Origin of the sequence: Streptomyces sp. NPDC048275, assembly GCF_040652275.1 — a bacterium.
Taxonomy (GTDB): Bacteria; Actinomycetota; Actinomycetes; order Streptomycetales; family Streptomycetaceae; genus Streptomyces.
The window spans coordinates 47952-58843 of the sequence record NZ_JBEZLR010000035.1; the positions used below are offsets into that span (position 1 = coordinate 47952).

At 71.0% G+C, this 10892-nt stretch carries 7 protein-coding genes; 5 read left to right on the plus strand and 2 right to left on the minus strand.

Going from position 1 to position 10892, the window contains the following annotated elements; genetic code table 11:
- Positions 1–93 precede the first annotated feature (93 nt).
- Entirely contained in the window at positions 94–486 is a 393-nt protein-coding gene (locus AB0D57_RS21750; RefSeq protein ID WP_362075168.1) for a hypothetical protein, read from the plus strand.
- 132 nt (positions 487–618) lie between these two features.
- Here the strand turns inward: AB0D57_RS21750 and AB0D57_RS21755 are convergent, their stop codons facing one another.
- Positions 619–3060, minus strand: coding sequence for a SpoIIE family protein phosphatase (locus AB0D57_RS21755; protein WP_362075171.1), 2442 nt, complete (start codon positions 3058–3060; stop codon positions 619–621).
- 265 nt (positions 3061–3325) lie between these two features.
- Here AB0D57_RS21755 and AB0D57_RS21760 point away from each other — a divergent pair, with 265 nt between their 5' ends.
- Entirely contained in the window at positions 3326–5362 is a 2037-nt protein-coding gene (locus AB0D57_RS21760; protein WP_362075249.1) for a SpoIIE family protein phosphatase, read from the plus strand.
- A 122-nt stretch (positions 5363–5484) separates the two neighbouring features.
- On the opposite strand, the gene AB0D57_RS21765 is transcribed toward AB0D57_RS21760, so the two are convergent.
- On the minus strand, positions 5485–6828 hold the full coding sequence (locus AB0D57_RS21765) for a S1 family peptidase (protein WP_362075174.1): 1344 nt from the start codon (positions 6826–6828) through the stop codon (positions 5485–5487).
- Positions 6829–7555: 727 nt separating this feature from the next.
- Between AB0D57_RS21765 and AB0D57_RS21770 the strand changes: the two genes are divergently transcribed.
- The 3 genes from AB0D57_RS21770 to AB0D57_RS21780 all read left to right on the plus strand — a co-directional run bounded on the left by AB0D57_RS21770 (position 7556) and on the right by AB0D57_RS21780 (position 10891).
- A complete protein-coding gene (locus tag AB0D57_RS21770) occupies positions 7556–7771 on the plus strand; it encodes a type A2 lantipeptide (RefSeq protein WP_362075177.1) in 216 nt (71 codons plus the stop codon).
- Between the two features lie 91 nt (positions 7772–7862).
- A complete protein-coding gene (locus AB0D57_RS21775; protein ID WP_362075180.1) occupies positions 7863–8672 on the plus strand; it encodes an HlyD family efflux transporter periplasmic adaptor subunit in 810 nt (269 codons plus the stop codon).
- Entirely contained in the window at positions 8669–10891 is a 2223-nt protein-coding gene (locus AB0D57_RS21780; RefSeq protein WP_362075183.1) for an NHLP family bacteriocin export ABC transporter peptidase/permease/ATPase subunit, read from the plus strand. The genes AB0D57_RS21775 and AB0D57_RS21780 overlap by 4 nt, the downstream gene beginning before the upstream one ends.
- The last annotated feature ends 1 nt before the right edge of the window (position 10892 follow it).

A 10892-nucleotide genomic window follows, 5' to 3' on the forward strand; every position in this document is an offset into this window, starting at 1 on the left:
CTTATCCGCCTTACCCACACCAGCCCCACAGACAACTGCCGCTTCGAGGGCCAGCTGTCAGGGCCTCGAAGCGCCGGGGCCACAATCATCGTCATGTGGAGGAGAAAGAAGCACGACAGGCCCGAGCGCACACCTGCCGAGCGCTTCATCGCACCGCTGAAGAAGAACATGCAGGGCGCCGGAGACTTCAGCCACGAGGCCATCCGGAAGCTGGGGAACCCCGTACCCATGCTGGTACAGAACGACGGCACCGAGTTGCTGGAGCTGTGGCTGGAGCCGTTCGGCCAGGACTACTGGCTCCTGCCTGGAGAGGTGGTCAGGGTCACGTCGTACGGGCACTGGGACGACCACCCGTTCCATACGATCCACGAGCCGGACCGCATGACGGTCTGGGCCACTTCCTGGTTCGCCACGGTCTCCGACAGCAACGGCGACGAGATACCCGGTGCGCATCGGCGGCCGAAGGGGAAGTACGAGGATGTCTGACGCCACTTGAGCAGGCGGACGGCCGGTCGAGGACCGGCGGCGAACGGGGTGGTGCACCGGTGAACCCCTCCGTCGGCCCTTTGGAGGTCGCGGCAATCCGGCCGGCGCCGCGGGTGCGTCGAAGAAACGAGCTCAGTCCAGAAGGATCTCACTCCACACCTGCTTGCCGCCACTGACCGGCACCGTGCCCCAGGCCGCCGACATGGCCTCGACGAGGAGGATGCCGCGGCCGCCGGTGGCCTCCCAGCCGATGCTGGTGGGCTTGACGGGTGTCCGCGGTGAGGAGTCCGCGACGGCGATCCGCAGGCGGTGGTTGATGAGCATGAGGTCGAATCGGACCGGACCGTCGGTGTGCACGAGGGCGTTGGTGACGAGTTCGGAGACGACGAGGAGCGCGGCGTCGATCTCGTCGCCGACACCCCAGGCGCGCAGGGTGCGCCGGGTGAAGCGGCGGGCGTGCCGGACCGCCTCGGGAACGCGCCAGACCGTCCAGGTCTCGCGCAGCGGGCGCACTGCCAAGCCGTCGTAGCGCATGAGGAGAAGGGCGACGTCGTCGCTGCGGTTGGCGCCCGTGAGGAGTCCGTCCGCCACCACTCCGAGGTGTGCGGGGTCGGAGGCGGCGAGCTCCCCGGCGAGCCGGTCCAGGCCGTCCTCGATGTCGACCTCGACGGATTCGACGAGCCCGTCCGTGGTCAGGGCCACGATCGTGCCGGGCTGGAGCCGCAGCGGGCTCATCGGGAAGTCGGCCTGCAGGACGACGCCGAGCGGCGGCCCGCCCTCGGACTGGACGATCTCCGTACCCCCGTCCGGGTGGCGCAGCACCGGCGGATGGTGTCCGGCGCGTACGCACCAGGCGGAGCCCTCCTCCATGTCCACGTCGACATAGCAGCAGGTGGCGAAGAGGTCGGTCTCGAGGTCCATGAGGAGGCGGTTGGCGTGCGAGACGACGACGTCCGGGGGGTGGCCCTCCACGGCGTACGCGCGTAGCGCTGTGCGCATCTGGCCCATCAGCGTCGCGGCCGAGGCGTTGTGTCCCTGGACGTCGCCGATGACGAGGGCGACGTGGTTGTCGGGCAGCGGGATCACGTCGTACCAGTCGCCACCGACCTCCAGGCCCGCCGTGGTGGGCAGATAGCGGGCCACGGCGACCGCTCCGGCGAGCTTGGGCAGCCTGCGCGGGAGCAGGGTGCGCTGGAGCATGCCGATCAGCTCGTGTTCGGCGTCGAAGGCGTGGGCGCGCATCAGGGCCTGGCCGGCGAGGCCGGCGGACGCGGTGAGCAGGGCGCGTTCGTCGGTACCGAACTCGTGCGGGGAGTCCCAGCCGATCAGGCAGGCGCCGGCGATGCGCCCACCGGCGGGCAGCGGGAGGACGGCGAGACCGCCGGGACCCACGTCGGCGAGCGCGGGTTCCAGGGGTGCCCCGGCGGGCCAGACGACGGGGCGCCCCTCGCTGAGGGCCGCCGCGAGCGTCGGCATGGAACGTACTGGCGCGTCGGGCCACTCCGAGCGCCACTCGGTGCGCCACAGGTCGGGCCAGGCATCTGCTTCGGGCGGGTCAAGGACGGTGACGACCAGGCGGTCTCCCTCGAGCTCGGCGAGGGCGATCCGGTCGGCCTGGAGGGGCGCCCGCAGCGCGGCGACCACGGCCCGGCCGACGTCGCGGACGGTGCCCGCGGTGGCGAGGGCGGCGGCGAGCCGCTGGACGCGGGCCACGTCGTTGACGCCGGGGCGCATGCTGGAGGCGTCGGAGACCGTGCCCACCAGCCGGGCCGGGCGGCCCTCTCCACCGGGCAGGAGGCGGCCGCGCAACCGTAGCCACTTCTGCTCGCCGGAGGGCTGCAGGATGCGGAACTCCAGCTCGCGGTCGCCGATGGACATGTGGTCCGCCTCCACCACGGACATCAGCGAGGGCAGGTCCTCCGGGACGGTCAACGACAGCAGGGTCTCGACCTTGCCGTCGAATTCGGCCGGGCCCAGGCCGAACAGCTCCAGCATCTCGTCGTCGACCTCGACGTGCCCGGTGTCCATGGCGAGGTCGAACGAGCTGGCCGGCAGTTCGTCGTGGTCGACCGCGGCGGCGGGGGGCGGGGAGACTCCGGCCTCGGCGATCAGCGCCAGACATTCCCGGTTCTCGGGGTCGAATCCGCCCGGCTTCTCGCTGACGGCGACCAGGCAGCCGGAGTCCCGCAGCGGCAGGACGGCCAGCCAGAAGTCCTGGGACGGCAGCCGACGGGCATCGGCGCAGCGGCCCAGTTCCGCCGGGCCGAACCACCGCGGGCGGCCCGAGCGCTGTACGTCCGCCGCGAGGGATTCGCCGGTGAGGAGATAGCTGTCGCGCAGCCCGTAGAGCGTCCTGGGCACGCCGACGGACTCGGCCAGGCGGAGTTCGTCACCGCTCTGTGTGGGCGAGTACACCGCGACGATGGTCGCGTCGGCGAAGACGAGGGCCTGTTCGAGGAGGCGGCGCAGTCGTTCGAGCGGTTCCAGGTCCGTGGTGAGCGTCTTGAGGGCAAGTTCGGCACGCAGCGTTCTCGTTCCGCGTTGCGTCGCGCCCTCACTTGCCACGTCCGTCATTACAGCGCTTCCGGGGCGCTCGCGCAGCCCTTGTGACCGTTCCGAGGCCGTCGGGCCTGCGGCGGAGCCCAGCAGCCGCACCCCACGCCGGGCGTGGCTCGCCGTGCGGAAAGCTCGGTCAAGGGGGAGCCTTGATCCCTGGGACCTTCGCGCGGCCTGCTAGGAGGTGGTCGGCGTGTCCGACAGGCAGGGGTCCGAGCGGGCGTCGGCCGAAGGGGCGGCGCCGGTCGAAGGGCCGCTGCTGTCGTTGACGCTGGCCTCGCTGATGGACGACGTGCACGCCCTCTCGGGCGGGGTGTATCTGCTGGCGTCCGGCGAGCCCGTCCTGGAGATGGCGGTGATGGCAGGCATGCCCAGGGCGTTCGCCGCGCCGTGGGAGCGAGTGGGGCTCAACAGTCCGATTCCGGTAGCCGCGGCGGTGCGCGAGTGTCGGCCCATCTGGGTCAGCGGCGAGGAGGAGATGGCCCGCCGCTTTCCCCGGGTCGCCGTGGTCCTGCCCTACCCCTTCGCGCTGGCAGCCCTGCCGGTGGCGACCGAGAAGACCACCTACGGCGCCGTCTTCCTGCTCTGGCCCGGCGCCCGTCCGCCGGAGCTGTACGAACGGGTCCGCGGCCGTATCACCGCGGCCTGCGACCGGCTCGCGCTGCACCTGGAACGGGCGGCGGAAGAAAACCGGCCGGTCGACCACGAGCCGGATCTGCTCGCCGGCCCGCTCGGCGCGGCGGAGGTGACGCGGATGGTGGCCCGGCTGCCGTACGGGCTGTGCGCACTGGACCTGAACGGGCGGGTCAGCTTCGCCAACGCCGCGACGGCCGAGCTGCTCGGCGTCCCGGTGGGTGATCTGCGGGGCACCCGGCTGTGGGAGACCGTGCCCTGGCTGGACGACCCCGTTTACGCGGACCGATACCGCGGCGCGCTGATCAGCCAGCAAGTGACGTCGTTCGTGGCGCTGCGGCCGCCGGGCGACTGGCTGTCGTTCCGTCTCTATCCCAGTACGAACGGGTTGAGCGTACGCATCTCCCGGGCCCGGCCGGTGTCCAGGTCGAGCCGCGGCGGGGCGCAGGACGGCGACGACGCCATCCCGGGTCTGGTGACCATCTCCCATGTGCTCAGCCTGGCCAGCGCGCTCACCGAGGCGGCGAGTGTGCAGGACGTGGTGCAGCTGGTCGCGGACGAGATCGCGCCCGCCGCGGGAAGCCAGGCCCTGGCCGTCCTCGGTTCCCGGGCGGGCCGCCTGCATGTGCTCGGACACCATGGGTACCCGGACGCGCACATCGTGGAGCGCTGGGAGGGGCTGCCGCTCAGCGAGCACACGCCGGGCACCCAGGCCCTGAACACCGGGGTGCCGGCCTTCTTCGACTCCCGTCAGCAGTTGGAGCACCTCTATCCGGCCCGGCGCGCGACACCCGACGGCATGGCGGCCTGGGCGTATCTGCCGCTGATCGCGTCCGGACGTCCGGTGGGCACCTGCGTCCTCGGGTACGCGCAGCCGCACACCTTCCCGGCGGAGGAGCGGGCGGTGCTGACGAGCCTGAGCAGTCTGATCGCGCAGGCGCTGGAGCGGGCCCTCCTCTATGACGCCAAGCTGCGGCTGGCGCACGGTCTGCAGGCCGCACTACTGCCGCACTCACTGCCTTCGCTGCCCTCGATCGAGGCGGCCGCACGTTATCTCCCGGCCACCCAGGGCATGGACATCGGCGGCGACTTCTACGACCTGGTGCCCTCGCACGGGCGGGCCGCGGCGGTCATCGGAGACGTCCAGGGCCACAACGTGACGGCGGCGGGGCTGATGGGGCAGCTCCGTACGGCCGTACGCGCGTACACGACCGTCGGTCAGCCACCGGAGGAGGTCATGCGCAGCACCAACCGGCTCCTGATCGACCTGGGTACCGAGCTGTTCGCGAGCTGCCTGTATCTGTGGCTCGACCCCGCGCGCGAGGTGGCCGTCATGGCGCGGGCGGGACACCCGCCCCCGCTGCTGCGCCGGCCGGACGGCCGGGTGCGGGTGCTGGACCTGGCCGGAGGGCCGCTGCTGGGGATCGACGCAGACGCCAGGTATCCGACGACCGAGGTCCCGTTCACCCCGGGTTCCGTGCTCACCCTCTACACGGACGGCCTGATCGAGTCCCCCGGCACGGACATCGAGGACGCCCTGGCCGACCTCGGGCGGTGGCTCGCCGAGGGCGACGACCTGCCGTTGGACGCGCTGGCCGACAGCCTGGTCCAGCGGAGCCTGGCGGCGATGCGGGAGCGACGCGACGACGTCGCGCTGCTCCTGCTGCGGGCGCGACCGCACGACTGAGGCAAGCCTCAGGGCGGTTACGCCAACAGTGCGGTCCGGCCCTCCCGCCGGAGGGCCGGACCTTTCCACTGTCGACCGGGACCGTTGTTCCGGGCCAGGTCAGTGGCTCTGCGTCACCGGCGTCACGGGGTGACCAGGCCGGAACCGTCGTCCACACCGGTGCCGGACTCGTCACCCGCGGCGCCCGACTCCTCGGCGCCGGCCCCGGCCTCGTCACCCGCGGCGGGGTCGCTGGGCTCGGCGCTCACGTCTCCGGCGCCACCCTCGGCGTCACCCGCGCCGCCTTCGGCTTCACCCACGCCGCCCTCGGCGTCACCCACGCCGCCTTCCGCGTCACCCTCGCCGCCGATGGCGTCACCCGCTCCCAGCGTCGCGCCGACCGCCTCCAGCGCGGTGGTCACAGGCTGGAAGAAGGTCTCGCCGCCCACGGTGCAGTCACCGCTGCCGCCCGAGGTCAGGCCGATCGCGCTGCCGTCCTGGGTGAAGAGCGAGCCGCCGCTGTCGCCCGGTTCGGCGCAGACGTCGGTCTGGATGAGCCCGGTGACCGTGCCCTCCGGGTAGTTCACGGTGGCGTCGAGTCCGGTGACGGTGCCGTCGAACAGACCGGTGGTACTGCCCATCCGGAAGACCTCTTGGCCCACCGCGGCGTCGGCGGCCTGGTTGATCTCGACGGTCTGGCCGTCTCCGACGTTGACCACGCTGTTGGTCACCGTGGCCGGGTCGTCGTACTTGACGAGGGCGAAGTCGCCGTCGCCGGGGAACGTGGCCTGGTCGACGGTGGCGATCGGCTCGCCGTCCTGCGCGTCCGACCACGCGGCCGCGGCGACACCGCAGTGGCCCGCGGTCAGGAAGGCGGGGCTGCCGTCGCCCGCGGTGACGTTGAAGCCCAGCGAGCAGCGGGCTCCGCCGCCGAAGATGGCGTCGCCGCCGTCCACGAACGTCTTGAACGTACCGGCGGACTTCTTGACGGTGGCCACGCCGGAGCCGAGCGAGTCGACGGTCGACGTCAGCTGGTCCCACTTCGCACCTGTGACGGTGGTGTCGGCGGTCACCTGTATCTGGTTCGTCTTGGGGTCGACGGACCATGCCGTGCCGGGGATGGTCGCGTCCTTCTTCAGCGTCTGGGCCGCGGTCTCAAGGGCGGCCAGGCTGTTGTCCACGCTGCGCGGGACGGCTCCGGCGCTCTCGATCACCTGGACGACACTGCTGTTGTCGCCGACGACGTTGATGATGACCTGCTGCTTCGCGGCGTCGTAGTACGCGCCACCGAAGGCCTCACCGAGCTGGGAGGCGAGGAGGGCAGCGAGGTCCGAGGCGTCCGCGGCCTTCAGCGTCTTGGGCGCGGCGTCGGTCGCATCGGTCTGGGACGCATTGGCGTTGGGCAGCAGCAGGGCCGCCGCTCCGAGCGCCGCGACGCTTCCTACAGCCAGTGCGGCCTTGCGCTTGGGAATCCTTTTGTGACTCAACTCTTGACCTCCTGGGGACGGGGTCGATGCCGCCGTCCGGCAGCTGACTAGGGGGGCGCCTGGATGCTTGTTGGTACGCGTGAGCCGCGTGGGTTGTTCAACTGCCTTGAAGAAAACCAGGAGTTGCATCGGTGAAAGGTACGGATTACCAGGCAATCGGGCCTTTCCGCTGCCCCCGGGAGCTCGAGCTGCCTGTCGGCCGACACGGCGCGCACGAGCAGCGCGCACGCACCCCTCGACCGAACAGCACACCGTCCGCCACCACTTGGTGACGCTCCGTCTCCCTGCCGGATCGGAATCCCTGCTTCAGGGAATCTGCACATCGAATACGCAGGCGCGTCACGGCGTGCGACAGATCTGCACAGTCGCGTCGGCCGCTCCGCGCCATTGCGGTGGGACTGTCCCTTTCGCTCACGGGGAGGCAAGGGCCGGCCCAGGACTTTGCTGTGCAGCATGTGAAGAACTGGCCGTCGATACGTGCGCACACCTGCACGGTTGGACCGCGACGGTGCTCAAATCCCCTGGTGAGAGCCCTGGTTGATTGGATGCGTACCCTGCGGCCGTGCTTTGATCCGTTGCACCGCGGAGGTCGCAGCAAAGCTCCGGGAACGGGGACCACACGGTTCCCGCAAACGGGTGCCGCAGCCCCGCGGTGGCGGCCGTCATCTGTCCCCAGAGGGGGCCGCTCTACCCCCTTATGAATACCCATACGAAGGGAAGTTCCATCATGAACTCCACCCCCCGTGTTGAGACCGCCGAGATCTCGGACGCCGACCTCGACAACGTCTCCGGCGGCCTGTCGCTGAACGCCGTTGGCACCGTCACCGGCCTGGTCGACGGCATCGCCCCGGTCTCCGGCCTCGTGGGCACCGTCGTCGGCACCGTCGAGGGCGTGACCGGTCTGAACACCGCCCCGGTCACCGGCCTGGTTTCCGGTCTCTGATCGCAGGTATGTGCCGTTGAGTCCCGGAACCGCTCCCCGGTTCCGGGACTCTCGGATGCCGTAAATCTCTCGAACAGGTGAGGGAAGTCCCGTGCAGTTCCGCCAACAGGCCCTCGCCAAGCTGCAGTCGCCCGAAGAGCTCGACCTTCCGGTGCGCTTCGCTCGCCCACAGGGCTGGCTCGTGCTGTCCGTGACGGTGGTCGTCATGGCGGCCGCCTCCGTCTGGGCGGTGACGGGCACCGTGGCGTCCACGGTCAACGCCCCCGCCATCCTCACCCACGGGCAGGGTAGTTACGTCCTGCAGAGCCCGGTCGCCGGTCAGGTCACCGCGGTCCTCGCCAAAGAGGGCGAACAGCTCGCCGCGAACGCCCCGGTACTGAAGGTCCGTACCGCACAGGGCGAAACCGCTGTCGTCCGCACGGTCGCCGCGGGCCGCGTCACCGCGCTCGCCGCCACCATCGGCGCGATCATCTCCACCGGCGCGAACGTCGCCGCTGTCGAGAAGGTCGCGGACGCCGACGATCCGCTGTACGCGACGGTCTACGTCCCCGCCGAGAGCGCCTCCACGATCCCCGCGAACGCCGCGGTCGACCTCACCGTCCAGTCGGTGCCGACCCAGCAGTACGGGGTGCTGCGCGGCCATGTGAAGGCGGTCGGCCGGAGTGTGCAGACCCAACAGCAGATCGCCTCGTTCCTCGGTGACAGCCAGCTCGGCGAGCAGTTCACCAAGAAGGGCAGGCCGGTGGCCGTCCTGGTCCGCCTCGACCGTTCGTCCGGCACCGAGAGCGGCCTCAAGTGGTCCTCGGCGGACGGACCACCGTACGCGCTGACCTCCATGACCCTGGCCACGGGTGCGATCCGTCTGGCCGACCAGCGCCCGATCGATTGGCTCCTGCCGTGACCGCCGCACAGGACACCCGGGGCAGGCGCCGCTCCGCCCCGCCGAAACGCACGACTCCCAAGGGCCGGGGCAAGACCGTCCGTACCCCCACCGTGCTCCAGATGGAGGCCGTGGAGTGCGGCGCGGCCTCCCTCGCGATGGTGCTCGGCCACTACGGGCGCCACCTCCCCCTCGAGGAGCTGCGCATCGCGTGCGGTGTCTCCAGGGACGGCTCACGCGCCAGCAACCTCCTGAAGGCGGCCCGCAGTTACGGCCTCACGGCCAAGGGCATGCAGATGGACACGGCCGCGCTCGCCGAGGTGAAGGCGCCCGCGATCCTGTTCTGGGAGTTCAACCACTACGTCGTGTACGACGGCATGGGCCGCCGCTTCGGACGTCGCGGCGTGCACATCAACGACCCCGGCAAGGGCCGCCGTTTCATCCCGATGGAGGACTTCGACACCAGTTTCACCGGCGTGGTCCTGGTCATGGAGCCGGGGCCCGACTTCCGCAGGGGCGGCCGCAAGCCGGGCGTCCTCGGTGCCATGCCGGCCCGGCTGCGCGGCACTTCGGGCACGATGCCCGCGGCCGTGCTGGCGAGCCTGCTGCTGGTGGCGGTCGGTGCGGCGGTGCCGGCGCTCAGCCGGACGTACATCGACAGCTATCTGATCGGCGGTCAGACCTCGCTGCTCGGCGTGCTGTTCGCGTCGATGGGCGCCTCCGTGGTGCTCACGGTGGTGCTGACCTGGCTGCAACAGGCGAATCTGCTGCATGGCCGCATCATCTCCTCGACGCTCTCCAGCGCCCGCTTCCTGCGCCATCTGCTGCGGCTGCCGGTCACCTTCTTCTCCCAGCGCAGCCCGGCCGACCTGGTGCAGCGGCTCCAGTCGAACGACGCGGTGGCCGAGACCCTGGCCCGCGACCTGGCGGCGGCCGGCGTGGACGCGATCGTGGTCGTCCTCTACGCCGTGCTGCTCTACACCTACGATCCGCAGCTCACGGCCGTGGGGATCGGTGTGGCGCTGCTGAACGTGGTGGCGATGCGGGTGGTGATCCGGCTGCGCGCGACCCGCACCGCGAAGCTGCGCGCGGACAGCGCCCGCCTCACCAACACGGCGTACACCGGGCTTCAGTTGATCGAGACGATGAAGGCGACCGGCGGGGAGGACGGCTACTTCCGCAAGTGGGCCGGGCAGCACGCCACCACGCTGGAGGAGGAGCAACGCCTCGGTGTGCCGAGCGCCTGGCTGGGCGTGGTCGCGCCGACCCTCGCGACGCTCAACTCCGCGCTGATTCTGTGGATCGGCGGTCTGCGAGCGGTCGAGGGCCACATCTCGGTCGGTCTGCTGGTCGCCTTCCAGGCTCTCGTCACCCGCTTCACCGCGCCGCTCACCCGGCTCAACGGCGTCGCCGGCCGTATCCAGGACTTCGCGGCCGACGTCGCGCGCCTCAAGGACGTCGAGAACTTCCAGGCCGACCCGCTGTACGCCCGCTCCGGCAGCGGCGATTCCACCCGCCGCCTGCACGGCCATGTCGAGCTGGAGAACATCACGTTCGGCTACAGCCCGCTGGACAAGCCGCTGCTCACCGGCTTCTCGCTGACGGTCGGCCCGGGCCAGCAGGTCGCGCTGGTCGGCGGCTCGGGAAGCGGCAAGTCGACGGTTTCCCGGCTGATTTCGGGACTGTACGCCCCGTGGGAGGGGGTGATCCGCATCGACGGCCAGCGGCTGGAGGACATCCCGCGCGGCGCGCTCGCGGCCTCCGTCTCCTTCGTCGACCAGGACGTCTTCCTCTTCGAGGGGACGGTCCGCGACAACGTGGCGCTGTGGGACCCGTCGATCCCCGACGACGCGGTGGTCGCGGCGCTGGAGGACGCGGCGCTTTACGACGTGGTCATGCGTCGCCCCGGTGGCATCCACAGCCGGGTCGAGCAGGACGGGCACAACTTCTCCGGCGGCCAGCGGCAGCGCCTCGAGATCGCACGGGCGTTGGTGCGCAGGCCCAGCATCCTGGTCCTCGACGAGGTGACGAGCGCGCTGGACGCGGAGACCGAGCAGACCGTCATCGACAACCTGCGCAAGCGCGGCTGCGCCTGCGTGGTGATCGCGCACCGGCTCAGCACCGTGCGCGACAGTGACGAGATCGTGGTGCTCCAGCACGGCACGATCGTGGAACGCGGGCGGCACGACGCCCTGGTCGCGGCCGGCGGTCCGTACGCCGAGCTGGTCAAGGAGCGATGAG

Bases quoted from the DNA above. Each gene is read 5' to 3' on its own strand.
- AB0D57_RS21750 (WP_362075168.1), top strand. From the start codon at position 94: ATGTGGAGGAGAAAGAAGCACGACAGGCCCGAGCGCACACCTGCCGAG.
- AB0D57_RS21755 (WP_362075171.1), bottom strand. From the start codon at position 3,060: ATGACGGACGTGGCAAGTGAGGGCGCGACGCAACGCGGAACGAGAACG.
- AB0D57_RS21760 (WP_362075249.1), top strand. From the start codon at position 3,326: ATGGACGACGTGCACGCCCTCTCGGGCGGGGTGTATCTGCTGGCGTCC.
- AB0D57_RS21770 (WP_362075177.1), top strand. From the start codon at position 7,556: ATGAACTCCACCCCCCGTGTTGAGACCGCCGAGATCTCGGACGCCGAC.